Below are 18,732 nucleotides of genomic sequence, written 5' to 3' on the forward strand. Positions count from 1 at the left end.
GGGCCGGCCGCCTGCCCGGGCCACCGCTGCGTTCACCCGCGCACCCGGGACCTTGCGGCTGTCTCCGGCCGTCCGGTTTGGCCTAGTGTGCGCAGCGACACGATCGACCGAAGGAGCAGTCCCACGTGAAGCTCGAGCTGCGGGGGATCACCAAGCGTTTCGGCGCCCTGGTGGCGAACGACCACATCGACCTGGTGGTCGAGCCCGGCGAGATCCACGCGCTGCTGGGCGAGAACGGTGCCGGCAAGAGCACCCTGATGAACGTGCTGTACGGGTTCTACGACCCGGACGAGGGCCAGATCCTCGTGGACGGGCGGGCCGTGGAGTTCGCCGGCCCGGGCGACGCGATGGCCGCGGGCATCGGCATGGTGCACCAGCACTTCATGCTGGTCCCGGTGTTCACCGTCGCGGAGAACGTCGTCCTCGGGTACGAGCCCGTCAAGGGCGGCGGCATGCTGGACCTGACCGCGGCCCGCCGCCGCGTCAAGGAGATCTCCGACCGGTTCGGGTTCGACGTCGACCCCGACGCCCTGGTCGAGGACCTCCCGGTCGGCGCGCAGCAGCGCGTCGAGATCATCAAGGCGCTGTCCCGGGACGCGAAGGTCCTCATCCTCGACGAGCCCACCGCGGTGCTGACGCCGCAGGAGACCGACGAGCTCATCGCGATCATGCGGCAGCTGAAGGCGGCGGGCACGTCCATCGTCTTCATCACCCACAAGCTCCGTGAGGTCCGCGCCGTCGCGGACCGGATCACGGTCATCCGGCGCGGCAAGGTCGTCGGCAGCGCGCGGCCCGACGCCGCGGAGACCGAGCTGGCCTCGCTCATGGTCGGCCGGTCCGTCTCGCTCGGCGTCGACCGCGCGCCCGCGCAGCCAGGCGAGGTCGCCCTGCAGGTGCGGAACCTCTCCGTGCTCGACGAGGCCGGCGTGCGCCAGGTCGACGACGTGTCGTTCGACGTGGCCCGGGGCGAGATCGTCGCGGTCGCGGGCGTGCAGGGCAACGGCCAGACCGAGCTCACCGAGGTCATCCTCGGCCTGCAGCAGCCGGTGGCCGGGTCCGTCGTGCTCGACGGCACCGAGCTGGTCGGCCGCACGGTCAAGCAGGTGCTCGACGCCGGGGTCGGGTTCGTCCCCGAGGACCGGACCGAGGACGGCGTCGTCGCCGACTTCTCGGTCGCCGAGAACCTCATCCTCGACCTGTACGACCGCGCGCCGTTCGCCCGCGGGATCTCCCTCGACCCGAAGCGGGTCCAGGAGAACGCCGAGCGCCGGACGGTCGAGTTCGACGTCCGCACGCCGTCGACCGAGGCGCACGCCGGCACGCTGTCCGGCGGCAACCAGCAGAAGGTCGTCCTGGCCCGCGAGATGTCCCGCCCGCTGCGGCTGTTCATCGCGTCGCAGCCCACTCGCGGTCTCGACGTCGGGTCGATCGAGTTCGTGCACAAGCGGATCGTGCAGGAGCGGGACACCGGCACCCCGGTGATCATCGTCTCGACCGAGCTCGACGAGGTGCTCGCCCTGGCGGACCGGATCGTGGTCATGTACCGCGGCCGGATCGTCGGCATCGTCCCCGGCGGCACCGACCGCGACGTGCTCGGCCTGATGATGGCCGGCGTCCCGCAGGCCGAGGCCGTGCAGCAGGCCGCGACCCACCACACCGTGCTCGGCGAGGCCGACATCGAGGCCTCCGAGGAGGAGAGCAAGTGAGCCAGGCGACCCCCGCCCCCGAGCAGCCGCCGGCCGGGTCCACCGCGCCGGCGCGCCGCGACGACGGCCTCGAGTCGCGCGCCCAGGGCGCGCTCCGCGAGATGCTGGAGAGCAGCTGGCTGGTGACGGTCGCCGCCCTGGTGCTCGCGCTCGTCATCTCCGGCGTACTGATCGCGGCCGCCGACAGCGCCGTGCAGGACGCCGCGGGGTACTTCTTCGCGCGTCCGGCGGACTTCTTCTCGGCGGCGTGGGACGCGGTCTGGGGCGCGTACGTGGCGCTGTTCCAGGGCGCCGTCTTCGACCCGGGTGCCGCGACGTTCGCCCGCGGGATCCGCCCGATCACCGAGACGATGACCTGGTCCGTCCCGCTGATCCTCGCGGGCCTCGGCCTGGGCATCGGCTTCCGGGCCGGCATGTTCAACATCGGTGCGCAGGGCCAGATCATCCTCGGCGCGATCTTCGCCGGCTACATCGGCTTCGCCTGGGACCTGCCCCCCGTGCTGCACCTGCTGCTCGCGGTGATCGGCGGCGTCATCGGCGGCGGCCTGTGGGCCGGCATCGCCGGCTACCTCAAGGCCCGGACCGGCGCCAACGAGGTGATCGTCACGATCATGCTCAACAACATCGCGATCTACCTGGTGGGCTACCTGCTGACCACGTCGGCGTTCAAGCGCGGCGACAGCAACAACCCGGTGTCCCCGCCGATCGCCGAGAACGCGCTGTACCCGCAGCTGCTCGGGCCGCAGTTCCGGCTGCACCTCGGCTTCGTCGTCGCGATCCTCGCCGCCGTGTTCGTGTGGTGGCTGATGAACCGGTCGACGATCGGGTTCGCGTTCCGCGCGGTCGGGTCCAACCCGAACGCCGCCCGCACCGCGGGCATCAACGTCAACCGCATGTACCTGCTGGTGATGCTCGTGGCCGGCGGCCTGGCCGGCATGGCGGGCACCGCGCAGGTGCTCGGGACCGAGAAGGTCCTCACCGCCGGGATCGCGGCCAGCTTCGGGTTCGACGCGATCACGGTCGCCCTGCTCGGCCGGTCCAAGCCGCTCGGCACCTTCTTCGCCGGCCTGCTGTTCGGCGCCCTGCGCGCCGGCGGGTTCGCGATGCAGTCCCGGACCGGCACGCCGATCGACATCGTGCTCGTCGTCCAGTCGCTCGTCGTGCTGTTCATCGCGGCGCCCCCGCTGGTGCGCGCGGTGTTCCGCCTCCCGTCCCCCCGCGGTCCCGGCGCCCAGCCGGCCGAGCTCGCCGCGCCCGTCGTCAAGGAGGCCGCCGCGTGAGCGCCGTCGCCGCCCCCGCCCCCGCGCGCGCCGCGGCGGGCAAGCCGCTGCCGCCGATCTCGTACAAGGCGCCGATCGCCTACGGCGCGGTCGCCGCGGTCGCGCTGCTCCTGTTCGGGATCCTGCCCGCCTCGGGCCGGGAGACCTCGTTCACCATGTTCGCGCCGGGGGAGAACATCGCGTTCTCCGTCCCGTCCAAGCTCACCGCGATCGTGCTCTGCCTGATCGCCCTCGGGCTCGCGGCCTGGTCGTTCCAGGCGGCGCGGACCCGCCGCAAGGTCGGCGTCTGGCTGCCCGCCGTCTACGCGGTCGCGCTGGTGTTCGCCCTGCTCACGTGGGCCGTGGCGGGCAAGGCGCAGCCGCTGCCCCTCACGAGCCTGCTGCAGGGGTCGCTGTTCCTCGCGGTGCCGCTGGTGTTCGGCGCCCTCGCCGGCCTGGTCAGCGAGCGGTCCGGCATCATCAACATCGCGATCGAGGGCCAGCTGCTCGCCGGCGCGTTCCTCGCGGCCGTGGTCGCGACCATCACCTCCAGCGCCTACGTCGGCCTGATCGCCGCGCCCATCGCCGGTGCCCTCGTCTCCGCCCTGCTCGTCGCGTTCGCGATCAAGTACGTGGTCGACCAGATCATCGTCGGCGTCGTGCTCAACGTGCTGGTCGTGGGCATCACGAGCTACCTGTTCTCCACCGTGCTCAAGGAGAACGCCGACACGCTGAACGCGCCGCCGCGCCTGCCGACGCTCGCGATCCCGGGGCTCTCGGACATCCCGATCATCGGCCCGGTGCTGTTCCGGCAGACGATCCTCGTGTACCTCATGTACGTCGTGGTGATCGTGCTGCAGGTGCTGGTGTTCCGCAGCCGCTGGGGCCTGCGCATGCGGGCCGTCGGCGAGCACCCCAAGGCCGCGGACACCGTCGGCATCAAGGTCAACCGCACCCGCGTGTGGAACACGCTGCTCGGCGGCGCCATCGCCGGCCTCGGCGGCGCGTTCTTCACGGTCGCGAACGGTCTGGCGTTCGGCAAGGAGATGACCGGCGGGAAGGGCTTCATCGCCCTCGCCGCGATGATCCTCGGCCGGTGGAGCCCGAAGGGCGCCCTGGCCGCGGCCCTGCTGTTCGGCTTCGCGGACAACCTGCAGGTGGTGCTCGGCATCATCGGCACGCCGATCCCGAGCCAGATCATGCTGATGACCCCGTACGTGGTGACGATCTTCGCGGTCGCCGGGCTGGTCGGCCGGGTGCGCGCGCCCGCCGCGGAGGGCATCGCCTACGTGAAGTGAGCACGTCACGACCGCCGTCGCCCGCGCAGGGCGGCGGCGGTCGTGCTTCACGGGCACACTCGGGAGCGTCCGAGCAGGTGCCGTGAGACGCCCCGGTCGCCCGGGGAGAACAGGAGACCGGCTGTGCCGGAGATCGACTGGGACGCCCTGCGTGCCGCCGCCACCGAGGTGATGCACCGCGCGTACGTCCCGTACTCGAAGTTCCCCGTCGGCGTCGCGGCGCTGGTGGACGACGGCCGCGTGGTCGTCGGCTGCAACGTCGAGAACGCCTCCTACGGCCTGACCCTGTGCGCCGAGTGCGCGCTCGTGTCCGGGCTGCACGTGTCCGGCGGCGGGCGTCTCGTGGCGTTCGCCTGCGTGGACGCCCACGGGAACGCCCTCATGCCGTGCGGCCGCTGCCGCCAGCTCCTGTGGGAGCACGGGGGTCCCGACCTGCTCGTCGACACGGTGAGCGGGATCAAGCCGATGACCGAGGTGCTGCCCGACGCGTTCGGGCCGTCCGACCTGGTCGAGAGGAAGTCTTCGTGAGCACCGAGAAGTTCGACGCCGTCGACGTCATCGTCGCCAAGCGCGACGGGCACCGCCTGACGGACGCGCAGATCGACTGGGTCATCGACGCGTACACCCGCGGTGTCGTGGCCGAGGAGCAGATGTCCGCCCTCAACATGGCGATCCTGCTCAACGGCATGGACCGCGCGGAGATCTCGCGGTGGACCGCGGCGATGATCGCCTCCGGCGAGCGGATGGACTTCTCCGGCCTGCGCCGGCCCACCGCCGACAAGCACTCGACCGGCGGCGTCGGCGACAAGATCACCCTGCCGCTCGCCCCGCTGGTGGCCGTGTTCGACGTCGCGGTCCCGCAGCTGTCCGGCCGCGGCCTCGGCCACACCGGCGGCACCCTCGACAAGCTGGAGTCCATCCCGGGCTGGCGCGCGGCGCTGTCGAACGACGAGATGATGGCGCAGCTCGACGGCCCCGGTGCCGTGATCTGCCAGGCCGGCTCGGGCCTCGCGCCCGCCGACCGCAAGCTCTACGCCCTGCGCGACGTGACCGGCACCGTCGAGGCGATCCCGCTCATCGCGTCGTCGATCATGAGCAAGAAGATCGCCGAGGGCACCGGTGCGCTGGTGCTGGACGTCAAGGTCGGATCCGGCGCGTTCATGAAGGACCTGGACCGCGCCCGCGAGCTCGCGCGCACCATGGTCGACCTGGGCACCGACGCCGGCGTGAACACCGTCGCGCTGCTCACCGACATGTCGACGCCGCTCGGCCTCACGGCGGGCAACGCGCTCGAGGTCCGGGAGTCGCTCGAGGTGCTCGCGGGCGGCGGGCCGTCCGACGTCGTCGAGCTGACCGTCGCGCTGGCCGAGGAGATGCTGGCCGCCGCCGGGCGCCCGGGGCTCGACGTGCGGGCCGCGCTGACGGACGGCCGCGCGATGGACGTCTGGCGCCGGATGATCGAGGCGCAGGGCGGCGACGCCGACGCCACGCTCCCGGTCGCGCGGCACACCGAGCAGGTCCTCGCGCCCGCCGACGGGGTGCTGACCCGGCTCGACGCGTACGCGGTGGGCATCGCGGCGTGGCGCCTGGGCGCGGGTCGCGCGCGCAAGGAGGACCCGGTGCAGGCCGGCGCGGGCGTCGAGCTGCACGCCAAGCCCGGTGACGCGGTCCGCGCGGGGCAGCCGCTGCTGACCCTGCACACGGACACCCCGGAGCGGTTCGAGCGCGCGAAGGAGGCCCTGGAGGGCGGCTTCGACGTCGCGGCCGAGGCCGTGGCGCCGACCCCGCTGGTCCTGGACCGCATCGCGGCTTCCTGACGCGAGCGCGCAGGCCCCGCAGCGCGCGTGCGCTGCGGGGCCTCGCCGTACACCGGCCCGCGACCGGCCCCGACCGCCCGCTCGCAGGTCTCCCCGGTCGCCGAGCGGGCACTCGATGTCCCTTCCGGGCCCGCGGTGGGGACATCGAGTGCCCACTCGGCGAGGAGCGGACGGGTCGGACGGGTGAGAATGGGCGTTCGGCCGGAGAGGGGAGCGGGCGTGGGCGCGCGATCGGGGTGGCGCAGCGGGCAGCTGACGACGGTGCTGCGGGCGCTGCGTGGCCGGGTGGTGCCGCCGGCACCGGGCGGCGGGGTCGCACGCGGCGCGGCCGGCGGGGCGGACAGCCCGGCGCCGTCCCGCGTCGACGGCGTCGCGCTCGCCGCCGCCGTCGCCCGGGGCGCCCTGCCCGCGGACGCCCTCGACGGCCTCGACGCCCGGCGGCGCGCGCAGGTGCTCGCCCCGCTCGACGTCCCCGCCGGCCGCATGGTCCGCTGGGGCACCGCCGCCGCGCGCCAGGTCGACGGCACCACGTGCGGCGCAGCCGTCCTGGGCCTGCTCGCGGCCGCCGGCGACCCGCGGCTCGCGCTCTGGCTCGTGTCCGGGCGGCTGCCCGACGGGCCGCGCCCGCCCGAGCTGGCCGGCCTCGACCTGCCCGAGCCCGCCGACCCGCACCACCCCGACGCCCCGACCTGGTTCCGCACGCCGGACGGGCGGGTCGTGCACGCCTCGGCCACCGGCGAGGAGGCCGCCGCGGCGCGCTGGGGGCTGCTCCAGGCGGCCCTGCACCGGCGCAGCACGGCCCGGGCGCTCGCCGGCGTGCTGCCCTGGCCGCGCTCGCTCGGCACGCCGCCGTGGGGCGCCGCGCGCCTGGCCCGGTTCCCGGGCGTGCGGTACCGGTCGGTGCTGGTCGACGACACCCGGACGCCGGAGGTCGACGACCTGCTGGCGCGCGTCGACGCCGCGCTCGACCGCGGGATCCCCGTGCCGCTGTACTCGGGCGGCGACCTGTCCGGCGGCCTCGGGGCCGCGGTCCCGCGGCACGTGGTCCTGGCCGTGGGCCGCGCGGGTGACGACTACCGGGTCTACGAGCCGGGCGCCGGGGCGGTGCTGCCGCTTCCGCTCGCGGCGTTGCGCTCCCCGTCCGGCCCGGTGCCGGCGCTCGGGCACTGGACCCACCTGGCCTGGGCGCTCCTGCCGACCCCGGCCCGCTGACACCCCGACGGCACCGGTCCGGCCTGGCGGGTCGCGCGCGTCCGGGACACGATGGGGGTGTACCCCGCCGCCGACCGGAGGAGTGGACATGAGCACCGTTCCCGGCGACCGGACCTGGCGCGACGCCGGGCTCGTCGAGCCCGAGCTGACCGACCTGCCGGAGGTCCGGCCCGATGACGACAGCGACGCCCGCGACGGCGCCTACGAGCCGGACGACCCGCGGCCCGACCTGGTCGGCGAGGCCGACCCGGGCGACGTCGCCGAGCAGAAGACGCCCGTCCCCGAGGACGAGCGGGACGACTACCCCTGAGGTCCCCCCGCGCCGCGGACAAGCCGCCCGGGCGCCCGGCTCCCCGATGCGGGGTTCCGGGCGCCCGGCCACTACGGTGGGCGCATGACCGTGACCTTCGAGCAGATCGTCGCGCTGCCCAAGGTCCTGCTGCACGACCACCTCGACGGGGGCGTGCGCGCGCGGACCGTCGTGGAGCTCGCGGAGAAGGTCGGGCACGAGCTGCCGGCGACCGACCCGGACGCGCTGGCGGCCTGGTTCCGGGACGCCGCGGACAGCGGCAGCCTCGAGGCGTACATCGCGACGTTCAGCCACACCCTGGCCGTCATGCAGCGGCCCAAGGCCCTGCGCCGGGTCGCGCGCGAGGCGGTGCTGGACCTGGCCGCCGACGGCGTCGTGTACGTCGAGGAGCGGTTCGCCCCGGAGCTGCACCAGGAGGGCGGGCTGTCGCTGCAGCAGGCCGTCGACGCCGTCCTGGAGGGGCTCGCCGAGGGCGAGGCCGAGGCGGCCGCGGACGGCCGCCCGATCCGCGCCCGCCTGCTGCTGTGCGCCATGCGGCAGTCCGACCGCGCCGACGAGATCGCCGCCCTGGCGCTCGCCAACCGGGACCGGGGCGTCGTCGGCTTCGACATCGCCGGTCCCGAGGCGGGCTTCCCGGCGAGCGCCCTGGGCGCCGCCTTCGCGCAGCTGCGCACCGCGCGGTTCCCCGTCACGGTGCACGCCGGCGAGGCCGCGGGCCGCGACTCGATGGACGAGGCGGTCGACGTGGGTGCCCTGCGCCTGGGCCACGGCGTGCGGCTGGTGGACGACATCCGGCACGACGACGACGGCGCGCCCGTGCTGGGCCGCCTGGCGCACTGGGTCCGGGACCGCGGCATCGCCCTCGAGGTGTGCCCGACGTCGAACCTGCAGACCGGCGCCGCCGCGTCGATCGCCGAGCACCCCGTCACGACCCTGCTGCGGCTGGGGTTCGCCGTCACGGTGAACACCGACAACCGCCTGCAGTCCCGCACCGGCCTCAGCCGCGAGCTGCACCTGCTCGTCACCGAGGCGGGCTGGACCCTCGACGACGTGCGGACGGTCACCCTGACCGCCGCCCGCCACGCGTTCGTCCACGCGGACGAGCGCCAGGACCTCATCGACCGGGTCATCGTCCCCGGTCACGCACCGACCGGAACAGGAAGGCACCGCGCATGACCCAGTCCCTCGACGCCGCCGCGCTGGCGCAGTTCGTCGACCACACGCTGCTCAAGCCCGAGGCGACCCGCGCGGACGTCGAGGCGCTCGTGACGGAGGGCGCGTCGCTCGGCGTGTACTCCGTGTGCGTCTCGCCGTCGTTCCTGCCGCTGGACGCGCAGGGCCTCAAGGTCGCCACCGTGTGCGGCTTCCCCTCGGGCAAGCACCACAGCGACGTCAAGGCCGCCGAGGCCGCCCGCTCCGTCGCCGACGGCGCGGACGAGGTCGACATGGTGATCGACGTCGGCGCCGCCAAGGAGGGCCGGTTCGCCGACGTGCAGGCCGACATCGCCGCCGTGCGCGCCGCCACCCCGGCGCCCGTGGTGCTCAAGGTCATCATCGAGTCGGCCGCGCTGAGCGACCACGAGATCGTCGAGGTCTGCCGGGCCGCCGAGGCCGCGGGCGCCGACTTCGTGAAGACCTCGACGGGCTTCCACCCCGCCGGCGGCGCCTCCGTGCACGCCGTCGAGATCATGAACGCCACCGTCGGCGGCCGCCTCGGCATCAAGGCCTCGGGCGGCATCCGCACCACGGCCGACGCCCTCGCGATGATCGAGGCGGGCGCGACCCGGCTCGGCCTGTCCGGCACCGCCGCGGTGCTCGGCGGCTTCGAGGCGGACGGCGGGTACTAGGTCGCTTCGCACCAAGGGCAAAGCCCCGCTCTGGCTCAGAGCGGGGCTTTGCTATAGGGCGGTGCCGATCACTTCCAGGGGCGATTCCACGCGCGCGTAAGTGCATCGTGAAGCATGAACTGATGACGAGTAGTGAACCCGGCGCCCGAGACCTTCCGAAAAACGAAATCCGTGTACTGGCCATTGCGGATGCCGATGCCACCGGTCTCGAACATCTGCTTCAGGAGCATCTTGATCTGCGGAGCTTCGAGGTCGCCCTCGAGCTCGTCGCGTAAGTAGGTGATGTCGAAGAAGCGCGACGGTGCAGTTCGCAACGCGTCACGGAATGCACCTATGTGCCTGGCGCTCCCCGCTGGAAGGACGCCTGCAAGATTATCGAATATCTCGCTCACAAAGTACTGTTCCGCGTAGAGTTGTACCGCCCGCTTTGCAGCTCCTTCGGTGACGTGATTGTTACCCAGATAGCATTTCTGCAAGAAGCCCATCAGGGCTACAGTATCGCGGGGCAGCAGCCTTGTGTTGTCGAGCAGAAACTCCGGAAGGCGGGAATGGGGTCCGATTGCGACGGGGGTTTGCAGGTACTGCGTGACGAGGTCTCGCACGTCAGGATGCCGCACTCCGGCCTTCCTGGACAGCAGCGTCCACAGGTGGTTCTTGGCGCCGATCCCGTTCGCGTGCCAGTCAAGGTGTACGGAATGGGGTTTCAACTTCGTCACCTCGGGCCCGGGGAGGACGTCGAGGATGTCTGATCGGATCGCTGCTACGACAACGACCGGAAGCCGAAGGTCGAGAAGTTCGCGGTTGAGGGAGTATAGCGCGGACGTTAGGCCCGCCAACGAGGTCCATTCATCTTCGGCCTCGAAGAAGAACGAGTCGAGGCCGTCCAGCGCGATTATGTGCTTGCTTGAAGTCTCGACTGTTGCCAGTTGCTCCCGGACGTAGGCGCTGACGTCCAGCGGTGTTACCGAGTCGGGGGTCCATTGCGACTCGATGCCGAGGATCTTGGCGTCGAATTTGACCGTCGTCCCGGCCCATCGCGCGACCCTGGAGATCCAGTCCCCGGAAAGTAGGCCGTTTCCCTTGAGGCCCTTGACCATCTTGGTGAACGATCCGGCACAAGTTAGGCCTTGATCGCGGTCAAGTGACTCGATCACGCGAAGTAGTAGCAGGAATTCCCACGCGGCCTGAGTGCGAGACGCTCCAGCTGACTGGCCCATGGCGATCCGAGTCACGTCGTTCACTGGGAACTTGCCGAGGTCCCAGTATGTGAAGAAGCGTTGCGGGTCCGACTCCCAGTTCAGGCGAATGGACTCGAGGACAGCCGACTTGCCCGACCCCTTCGGGCCCAGAAGGAGCCAGGTGTGCCGCACCGAAATTCCGTAGACGGCTTCTCGATAGTCATAGTAACCGTCACGGAGGAGGTCGGGCTCTTCAACCGCTTCCTGGCTTGCGTCCAGGTGGCCGAAATGAAGATCCTTGAACGCTGGCAGGCGAGACGGCATCGTTCGATGATAGGTCCGCCGGTTCGCATCGTCACGAAGAGCCTGGGCTGTCACCCGAATGCGCGAGCCCTCAGGTGCGAACACTCTGCGAGCAGCGACGGTCATGCTCAACGGCGGCATGACCGTCGCGCAACCGCTTAACGCCGGGCGTCAGAGCCCCAGCGCCGCCGCCACGTCCGCCCGCACCGCGTCCAGCCGCGCCCGCGCGGCCACCCGCGCCTCGCCGACCGACGCGACCGAGGCGTGCTCCTCGACCGGCACCACGACCTCGAGGTAGCACTTCACCTTCGGCTCGGTGCCGGACGGCCGGACGATGACCCGGGTGTCGTCCTGGGTGAGCAGCCGGATGCCGTCGGTCGGGGGCAGGCCCTCGCGGTCGGCGTCCGAGCCCGCGGCCAGGTCGACGACCGCCATGACCGGCGAGCCGGCGAGCACCACCGGCGGGTGCTCGCGCAGCCGCTGCATGGTCTCGGGGATCTGCGACAGGTCGGTGAACCGGGCGGACAGCTGGTCGGTGAGGTGCAGGCCGTGCTGCCGGGCGAGGTCGTCCAGGACGTCGACCGGGGCGCGGCCCTCGGCCTTGAGGCGGGCGGCCAGGCCGGCGAGGGTCAGCGCGGCGGAGATGCCGTCCTTGTCCCGCACGTGCGCGGGGTCGACGCAGTAGCCGAGGGCCTCCTCGTAGCCGTACACGAGGCCCTCGACGCGCGAGATCCACTTGAAGCCCGTGAGCGTCTGGGCGTGCCGGAGGCCGGCGTGCGCGGCGATCCGGCCGAGCAGCCGCGACGACACGATCGAGTTGGCGAGCACGGGCGCGTCGTCGGCCACGGCCGCGCCGACGGACCCGAGCCGGGAAGCCGTCACGCTGCCGAGCAGCGCGCCGGTCTCGTCGCCGTGCAGCATCCGCCAGCCGTCGGAGCCCGCGGAGCCGGCGCTCATGTGCGTGCGCGCCCGCGGGTCGATCACGGCCGCCCCGCAGCGGTCGGCGTCGGGGTCGAGGGCGATGACCAGGTCGGCCTGCACCTCGGCGGCGAGCGCCACGGCCAGGTCGATGGCGCCGGGCTCCTCGGGGTTCGGGAAGGCGACCGTGGGGAAGTCGGGGTCGGGCTCGGCCTGGAGCGTCACGACGTGCACGTCGGTGAAGCCCGCCTCGGCGAGCACCCGGCGGGCGGTGCCGCCGCCGACGCCGTGCATCGGGGTGAGCACGACGCGCAGCGCGGCGTGCCGGGCGCGGGCCTCGTCGGACAGGTCGGCGAGGCCGAGCACCTCGGCGACGTAGGCGTCGACGATCTCGGGGCCGACCGACGACCAGCCCTCGGCGGCGCGCGGCACGGCGGCGACCGACGGGACCCGCGCGATCTCGGCGGCGATGGCGGCGTCCATCGGCGGGACGATCTGCGCGCCCTGGCCGGAGTCGGTGACGACCCGGCCGCCGAGGTAGACCTTGTAGCCGTTGTCCTGCGGCGGGTTGTGGCTCGCGGTGACCATGACGCCCGCGTCGGCGCCGAGGTGCCGGACGGCGAACGCCAGGACCGGCGTGGGCAGGTACGGCGGCAGCATGACGACCTCGATGCCGACCGCGGTCAGCACGGCGGCGGTGTCGCGCGCGAAGTCGACGGAGCCGTGCCGGGCGTCGTGACCCACGACCACGCGCGGCGCGGGGGACACGCCCTCGAGCTCGCCGAGCAGGTAGGCGCCCAGGCCGGACGCGGCGCGGATGACGACCGCGCGGTTCATCCGGTGAGGGCCGCCCTCGACGGCGCCGCGCAGGCCGGCGGTGCCGAACTGCAGCAGGCCCTGGAACCGGTCGGCCAGGTCCTCGCGGGCCTCGCGCACGTCGGTGGCCGACTGCTGGTCCTCGGGGGAGGCGCCACCGGAGACGGACGGCTCGCCCGCCTCGGCGCGGTCGAGCAGGGCGGTCAGCTCCGCCGCGGTGCGCGGGTCGGGGTCGTCCGCGATCCACTCGCGGACCCGGCCCGCCAGCTCCGCCCAGGCGTCGCCCTGCTCCGTCACGTCCGCGCCGGTCTCGGTGCGCTCGGTCATCCGTCTGCCGTCCTCCCCGGGGCGCCCCGCCCCGACCTCGCTGCCTGCTGCGCGGCGCTGGGGCCGCGGTGGTGCCGTGCTGGGCGCCGCGCCGCCGGGGGACCCCGGGCGGCGCGGCGCGTCGATCAGATGCGGCCGACGATGTCCGCCAGCAGCCGGCTGATCCGCGGGCCCGCCGCGGCGCCGGCCTCGAGGACCTCCGCGTGCGACAGCGGCTCGTCGCCGACGCCCGCCGCCAGGTTGGTGACCAGCGAGATGCCGAGCACCTCCATGCCGACGTGCCGCGCCGCGATGGCCTCGATGGTGGTGGACATGCCGACCAGGTCGCCGCCCATGATCCCGGCCATCCTCACCTCGGCCGGGGTCTCGTAGTGCGGGCCGCGGAACTGCACGTAGACGCCCTCGTCCAGCGACGGGTCGACCTCGCGCGCCACGTCGCGGAGCCGGCCGGCGTACAGGTCGGTCAGGTCGACGAACGTCGCGCCCTCCAGCGGGGACACGGTCGTCAGGTTGATGTGGTCCCGGATCAGCACCGGGGTGCCCGGGCCCCACGCCGGGTTCAGGCCGCCGCAGCCGTTGGTGAGCACGACGGTCGAGCAGCCGGCGGCCGCGGCGGTGCGGACGCCGTGCACGACGCGGCGCACGCCCTTGCCCTCGTACAGGTGGGTGCGCGAGCCGAGCACGAGCGCGTGCTTGCCGGTCGCGGCGATCCTGACGGAGCGGATGGTGCCGACGTGGCCGACGACGGCCGGGGCCGCGAAGCCCGGGACGTCGGGGGCCGCGATCTCGGCGACGGTCTCGCCCAGCAGGTCCGCGGCACCGCCCCAGCCGGAGCCCAGCACCAGCGCGACGTCGTGCTTCTCCACCCCGGTCGCCTCCGCGAGGTACGCGGCGGCGTCGGCCGCGACGGCCAGCGGGTCGGTGGTCGGGTCGTCGAGACGGGCGTCGTCGGCCATGCGGGTGCTCCTCGCGGTGCGTGCGGCGGTGGTGGTGCGGGTCGGTTCGGGTGGCGACCCGGCGCGCGGGCACGTGCGGTCGCAACGGTCGAGCGTACCGGCCGCACCCGCCCCGCAGGACCCCGGAAGGTCCCGCACCGCGCGGGCCCACCTCGCCGAGATGGCAACTCTCGACTGCGCCGGCGCCCCCGCGTACAGCCGAGAGCTGCCATCTCGACGAAGGGAGGGTGCGGGAGCGGGCGGGGCGTGGCGCGAGGTGCGTCCGCGGCGCGAACCGGGAAGATGGACCCGTGACGTCGTCGACACCCACGCCCGCGCCCGCCGACCCCGCCGCGACCACCCCCGCCGCGGCCGACGCCCCCGACGCCGCGGCCGCCCCGCCCGCCTCCTCGACCAGCAGCGCCGCCGCGCCCGCGCCCGGCCCCGCCGACGCCGGCCGCCCGGCGCCCCGGGTCGTGGTCGTCGGCGGCGGTCCCGGCGGCTACGAGGCCGCCCTGGTCGCCCGCCGGCTCGGCGCGGAGGTGACCGTCGTCGAGCGCGCGGGCCTCGGCGGCGCCGCCGTGCTCACCGACGTGGTCCCGTCGAAGACGCTGATCGCCACCGCGGAGTGGATGACGATCGCGGAGCGCGCCCCGGACCTGGGCATCCGCCTGGACGTGCCCGCGGGCCCCGGCGAGGACGCGGACCCCGCCCACGACACCGGCCGCAGCCGCCGGCACAGCATCGACCTGGCCGCCGTGAACGCCCGCGTGCGGGACCTGGCGCTGGCGCAGTCGCACGACATCCGCACCCGGCTGGAGCGCGAGGGCGTGCGCGTGGTGATCGGCCACGGGCGGCTCGACGGCCCGGAGCGGGTCGTGGTCACCGGCGACGCGGAGGAGACGCTCGACGCCGACGTCGTCCTCCTGGCGACCGGCGCGACACCCCGCACGCTGCCCGACGCGCAGCCCGACGGCGAGCGCATCCTCACCTGGACGCAGCTCTACCACCTGGACGCCCTGCCGGAGCGGCTGATCGTGGTCGGCTCGGGCGTCACCGGTGCCGAGTTCGCCGGGGCGTACGTGTCGCTCGGCTCGCAGGTGGTCCTGGTGTCGAGCCGGGACCGGGTGCTGCCGGGCGAGGACGCCGACGCCGCGACGATGCTCGAGGACGTGTTCCGGACCCGCGGCATGGAGGTCGTCGGGCGCTCGCGGGCGCAGGCGGCCCGCCGGACCGAGGACGGCGTGGTCGTGACCCTGGCGGACGGGCGGGAGATCCACGGCTCCCACGTGCTGCTTGCGGTCGGGTCGATCCCCAGCACGGAGGGCCTCGGGCTCGCGGAGTCGGGCGTGCGCACGACGCCGTCCGGCCACATCGAGGTCGACAAGGTGTCCCGCACCTCGGCGCGCGGCGTCTACGCCGCCGGCGACGTGACCGGCGTGCTGCCGCTGGCGTCCGTCGCGGCGATGCAGGGGCGGATCGCGATGTCGCACGCGCTCGGCGACGCGGTGGCGCCGCTGAAGCTGCGCGGGGTGGCGGCGAACATCTTCACCGCCCCCGAGATCGCGACGGTCGGCCTGAGCGAGACGGCGCTGATCGAGCGGGACGCGCACTTCGTCACGCACACGCTGCCGCTGGCCCGGAACCCGCGCGCGAAGATGCTCGGCGTCCGCGACGGCTTCGTGAAGCTGTTCGCGCACTCGACGGCGGGCACGGTGCTCGGCGGGGTCGTGGTGGCGCCGCGCGCCTCGGAGCTGATCTTCCCGATCACGCTCGCGGTGTCGCACAGCCTGACGGTCGACGACGTGGCGAACGCGTTCACGGTGTACCCGTCGCTGTCGGGCTCGATCGGCGAGGTGGCCCGGGTGCTGCACCGGACCGACCAGGGCTGAACCCGGGCGTGCGGGCGGCCCCGGCGCGGGTCAGCCCGCCCGGACCTCCGTCACCAGGGCCAGGTGGTCCGAGGAGTCGTCCGCGAGCACCCGCGCCTCCGCGAACGTCACCCCGCCCCGCCCGAGCACCCAGTCGATCCGGACGGTCGGCTCGTTGCTCGGGTGGGTGAGGACGTCCTCGGCGCCCGCGGTGTCCATGGCGCTCACCCAGCCGGCGTCGTCCAGCGCGTCGAGCTCGGCGGAGCCCGGCTCGGCGTTGAGGTCGCCGGCCAGCACCGACGGCCCGTCGTCCGGGAGCGCGGCCTCGAGCGCCGCGAGCTGGTCGAGCCGGGTGTCCACGTTGTCGTCCCGGTGCTGCAGGTGCACCGACGTCACCCGCACGGACGCGCCCCCGGGCCCCGCGACCCGCGCGGTGAGCGCCGACCGCGCCTGCGGTCCCGCGCCGTACGGCAGGTCGACGACCTCGACGTCGGTGAGCTCGGTGCGGGACAGCAGGGCGTTGCCGAACTGCTGGTCCGCGGCCGGGGCGAAGGCCACGTGCATGCCGAGCCGGTGGCCCAGCCAGGTGAGCATGTCCGCGCCGCCGCCCAGCACCCAGCCGCGGGACACCTCCTGCAGCGCGACGACGTCCGGGCCCTGCGCCTCGATGGTGCGGGCGATCTGCTCCAGGTCGACCGCGGTGTGCGCGGCGACGCCGTAGTGCAGGTTCCAGTCGAGCACCACGAACGTGTCGGGGTCCGCGTCGGCAGCGGGGGCCGGTGCGGCGAGGGTGGCGGACACCCAGCCGACCAGCAGGAGTGCGGCGGACGGCAGCACGAGGAACCGCAGCGCGTTGGCCCGCAGCGGGGGAGCGGGCTCGCGGGCCCCCGCCTCGACCGTCGTGGGCGCCGCGGCCTCGGCGGGCTCCGGCGGCGTGCGCCACCGCAGGCCGCCGGTCGCGAGCAGCGCCGCCGCCAGCACGACCACCCACGCGTTGTCGACGCCGAGCGGCACGTCGTAGTCCAGCAGGTAGAGCAGCAGCACGACGACCAGCCCGAGCCCGACGCCGCCGGTGGCGAGCGCGGTGCGCGGGATCCCGGGCGGCGCGGGCCTGCGGGTCTTGAGCGCGACCGTGAGCACGACGCCCGCGGCGGCCTCCGCGACCAGGATCGCGACGAGCGCCGGCACCCCGGTGGTGAGGAACGCGACCGCGGTGGCGACCGGCAGCAGGACGGCCGCGGCCCAGCGCACGGGACGGGCCATGATCCGCGGCACGAGCAGCAGCCAGGCGGTGAGCGCCGACGCCAGCACGGTCGCGGTCCCCGCGGCCATCAGCGGCAGGTGCGACTGCGCCGCCGCGAACGCGGGGTTGCCCAGCACCATCACGACCAGCGCGAGCGCGGGGCCGAGCACCCAGGTCCGGCGCGGCCGTCCGGTCGCGGTCTCGCGGCGCGCGACCCACGCGAGGGCGACCGCGAGCAGCACCAGGACGACGGCCACCACGCTGCCCGGCACCCCGCCCCGCCACAGCGGGTCCCAGGTGCCGAGCGCCAGCTGGAGCCCCGCTGACAGCCCGGTGCCGAGCGTGAGGCCGAGCGCCGCCTGCCGCCCGCCGCCCGCGCGGCCCGCGACCAGCGTCGTCGCCAGCACCAGCGCGGCGACGGCGAGGGACGCGGTGACGAGCCCGGCGACGAACCGCGCCTCGTCGTGCACCACCTGCGTGACCAGCCGGGCCGCACCGAGCGCGACGACGGCGACGAGGGCGGTCCGGCCGGACGCGGTCCCCGGCCCGCGGCGGCCGGTGCCGACCAGCGCGAGCGCGGCGAGCAGCCCCGCCCCGAGGAAGGTGACCAGCGCGGCGCCGGCGACGGCGACGGTGCTGACGGCGAACGCCCGGTCCAGCATCGGGCCGGCGGCGCGCACGGCGTCCAGCGCGAGGACGGTGACCAGGGCGACGAGCGAGACCCGGGTCGCGGTGCCCGCGTCCGGCGGGAGCGGGCTCCCGGCCGGCGACGGTGCGGACGCGGCGGGCACCGACGGCGGTGCGGCTTCGGGGACGCTCACGCCGTCAACGTAGTGGGCGGTGTGCCGCGCGGGCGAACGCCTTCCCCCGGGCGGGCGCGCCGCTGGCGCCCGCGGGCCTCAGGACGCGGCGCCCTCGACCTCGGGCGGCAGCGCCGCGCGCAGCGCCGGCCAGGCGTCCGCGAACGCGGGCAGCAGCGGCAGCGCCGCGACGTCGTCGAGCGCGACCCAGGCGATCGCGAGGCTCTCGTCGTCGGTCGGCCGCGCGTCGACCGGGCCGGACGTCACGGCCACGATCGTCGTGTACGACCAGTCCTCGTGGTCGAGGACGTGCTCGCCGACCACCCGGACGGACGCGGGCTCGATGCCCGCCTCCTCCTGCGACTCGCGCAGGGCGCCGTCGACAGCGGACTCGCCGGTGTGCCGGGCGCCGCCGGGCAGCCCCCAGGTGCCGCCCTGGTCGCTCCACGGCGCGCGGTGCTGCAGCACGACCGCGGCGGCGTCGGTGGCCGTCGCCGGGCGCGCCAGCAGCAGGCCGGCCGCGCCGGCGGTGCCCCAGTGCCGGCGGCCGCACCGGCGGCACTCGACCCACCCGTCGCCCGGGTGGTGCGGTCGCCGCGGCACCGCGGTCAGTCGACGATCTCGCAGATGGCGGTGCCCGCCGCGACCATCCCGCCGACGTCGGCGGAGAGGGACGCGATGGTGCCGGCGCGGTGCGCGACCAGCGGCTGCTCCATCTTCATGGCCTCGAGCACCACGACCAGGTCGCCCTCGGCCACGGTGTCGCCCTCGCCGACCGCGACCTTGACGATCGTGCCCTGCATGGGGGAGGTGAGGGCGTTGCCGGACGCGGCGGCCGGGCGGCCCGCGGCGCGGCGGGGGGCCGAGCGGCGGGGGCCCGCGGCGGCGGCGC

16 protein-coding genes are annotated in these 18,732 nt (G+C 74.5%); 10 read left to right on the top strand and 6 right to left on the bottom strand.

Annotated elements, in window-relative coordinates:
• The first annotated feature begins 125 nt into the window (after positions 1-125).
• The 9 genes from J5O08_RS18100 (at position 126) to deoC (ending at position 9,449) form a co-directional block, all read left to right on the top strand.
• Positions 126-1,706, top strand: a complete 1,581-nt coding sequence (locus tag J5O08_RS18100; RefSeq protein ID WP_218708298.1) for an ABC transporter ATP-binding protein — start codon at positions 126-128, stop codon at positions 1,704-1,706.
• On the top strand, positions 1,703-2,986 hold the full coding sequence (locus tag J5O08_RS18105; RefSeq protein WP_374225994.1) for an ABC transporter permease: 1,284 nt from the start codon (positions 1,703-1,705) through the stop codon (positions 2,984-2,986). The genes J5O08_RS18100 and J5O08_RS18105 overlap by 4 nt, the downstream gene beginning before the upstream one ends.
• Positions 2,983-4,263 (top strand): ABC transporter permease, encoded by a 1,281-nt coding sequence (locus tag J5O08_RS18110; protein WP_217614853.1) that lies wholly within the window; start codon positions 2,983-2,985, stop codon positions 4,261-4,263. The genes J5O08_RS18105 and J5O08_RS18110 overlap by 4 nt, the downstream gene beginning before the upstream one ends.
• A gap of 123 nt (positions 4,264-4,386) precedes the next feature.
• Positions 4,387-4,791 carry a cytidine deaminase gene (locus J5O08_RS18115; protein WP_217614854.1) on the top strand — a complete coding sequence of 135 codons (405 nt, stop codon included), beginning with the start codon at positions 4,387-4,389 and terminating at the stop codon, positions 4,789-4,791.
• Positions 4,788-6,080, top strand: a complete 1,293-nt coding sequence (locus tag J5O08_RS18120; protein ID WP_218708300.1) for a thymidine phosphorylase — start codon at positions 4,788-4,790, stop codon at positions 6,078-6,080. Before J5O08_RS18115 ends, J5O08_RS18120 begins: the two co-directional genes overlap by 4 nt.
• Positions 6,081-6,299: 219 nt before the next feature.
• Positions 6,300-7,292 (top strand): hypothetical protein, encoded by a 993-nt coding sequence (locus J5O08_RS18125; protein ID WP_218708301.1) that lies wholly within the window; start codon positions 6,300-6,302, stop codon positions 7,290-7,292.
• A gap of 88 nt (positions 7,293-7,380) precedes the next feature.
• Positions 7,381-7,602: a hypothetical protein gene (locus J5O08_RS18130; protein ID WP_217614857.1), complete on the top strand. Its 222-nt coding sequence runs from the start codon at positions 7,381-7,383 to the stop codon at positions 7,600-7,602.
• Positions 7,603-7,686: 84 nt separating this feature from the next.
• Positions 7,687-8,778, top strand: a complete 1,092-nt coding sequence (locus J5O08_RS18135; protein WP_218708302.1) for an adenosine deaminase — start codon at positions 7,687-7,689, stop codon at positions 8,776-8,778.
• Positions 8,775-9,449, top strand: coding sequence for a deoxyribose-phosphate aldolase (gene deoC, locus J5O08_RS18140; RefSeq protein ID WP_218708303.1), 675 nt, complete (start codon positions 8,775-8,777; stop codon positions 9,447-9,449). Before J5O08_RS18135 ends, deoC begins: the two co-directional genes overlap by 4 nt.
• A gap of 68 nt (positions 9,450-9,517) precedes the next feature.
• Here deoC and J5O08_RS18145 read toward each other — a convergent pair whose 3' ends face one another.
• From J5O08_RS18145 to J5O08_RS18155, 3 genes are all read right to left on the bottom strand, one after another.
• Positions 9,518-10,951, bottom strand: coding sequence for a P-loop ATPase, Sll1717 family (locus J5O08_RS18145; protein ID WP_218708304.1), 1,434 nt, complete (start codon positions 10,949-10,951; stop codon positions 9,518-9,520).
• A 150-nt stretch (positions 10,952-11,101) separates the two neighbouring features.
• Entirely contained in the window at positions 11,102-12,991 is a 1,890-nt protein-coding gene (locus J5O08_RS18150; RefSeq protein WP_218708305.1) for a phospho-sugar mutase, read from the bottom strand.
• A gap of 125 nt (positions 12,992-13,116) precedes the next feature.
• Complete coding sequence (locus J5O08_RS18155; protein WP_218708306.1) at positions 13,117-13,947, bottom strand: purine-nucleoside phosphorylase; 831 nt, start codon at positions 13,945-13,947, stop codon at positions 13,117-13,119.
• 455 nt (positions 13,948-14,402) lie between these two features.
• Here J5O08_RS18155 and J5O08_RS18160 point away from each other — a divergent pair, with 455 nt between their 5' ends.
• Complete coding sequence (locus tag J5O08_RS18160) at positions 14,403-15,818, top strand: NAD(P)H-quinone dehydrogenase (protein WP_308281707.1); 1,416 nt, start codon at positions 14,403-14,405, stop codon at positions 15,816-15,818.
• Positions 15,819-15,848: 30 nt separating this feature from the next.
• On the opposite strand, the gene J5O08_RS21785 is transcribed toward J5O08_RS18160, so the two are convergent.
• From J5O08_RS21785 to J5O08_RS18175, 3 genes are all read right to left on the bottom strand, one after another.
• Entirely contained in the window at positions 15,849-17,861 is a 2,013-nt protein-coding gene (locus J5O08_RS21785; RefSeq protein ID WP_308281705.1) for an endonuclease/exonuclease/phosphatase family protein, read from the bottom strand.
• Between the two features lie 78 nt (positions 17,862-17,939).
• Positions 17,940-18,443 (bottom strand): NUDIX domain-containing protein, encoded by a 504-nt coding sequence (locus J5O08_RS18170; protein WP_308281706.1) that lies wholly within the window; start codon positions 18,441-18,443, stop codon positions 17,940-17,942.
• 5 nt (positions 18,444-18,448) lie between these two features.
• Positions 18,449-18,732, bottom strand: a 284-nt coding sequence (locus J5O08_RS18175; protein WP_304518531.1) for a biotin/lipoyl-containing protein, incomplete at its 5' end; no start/stop codon positions are given.

It is taken from the genome of Cellulomonas sp. PS-H5 (assembly GCF_019265565.1).
Classification (GTDB): domain Bacteria; phylum Actinomycetota; class Actinomycetes; order Actinomycetales; family Cellulomonadaceae; genus Cellulomonas.

Coding starts and splice junctions, on each gene's coding strand:
- deoC (WP_218708303.1), top strand. CDS start 8,775: ATGACCCAGTCCCTCGACGCCGCCGCGCTGGCGCAGTTCGTCGACCAC.
- J5O08_RS18150 (WP_218708305.1), bottom strand. CDS start 12,991: ATGACCGAGCGCACCGAGACCGGCGCGGACGTGACGGAGCAGGGCGAC.
- J5O08_RS18145 (WP_218708304.1), bottom strand. CDS start 10,951: ATGCCGTCTCGCCTGCCAGCGTTCAAGGATCTTCATTTCGGCCACCTG.
- J5O08_RS18135 (WP_218708302.1), top strand. CDS start 7,687: ATGACCGTGACCTTCGAGCAGATCGTCGCGCTGCCCAAGGTCCTGCTG.
- J5O08_RS18155 (WP_218708306.1), bottom strand. CDS start 13,947: ATGGCCGACGACGCCCGTCTCGACGACCCGACCACCGACCCGCTGGCC.
- J5O08_RS18130 (WP_217614857.1), top strand. CDS start 7,381: ATGAGCACCGTTCCCGGCGACCGGACCTGGCGCGACGCCGGGCTCGTC.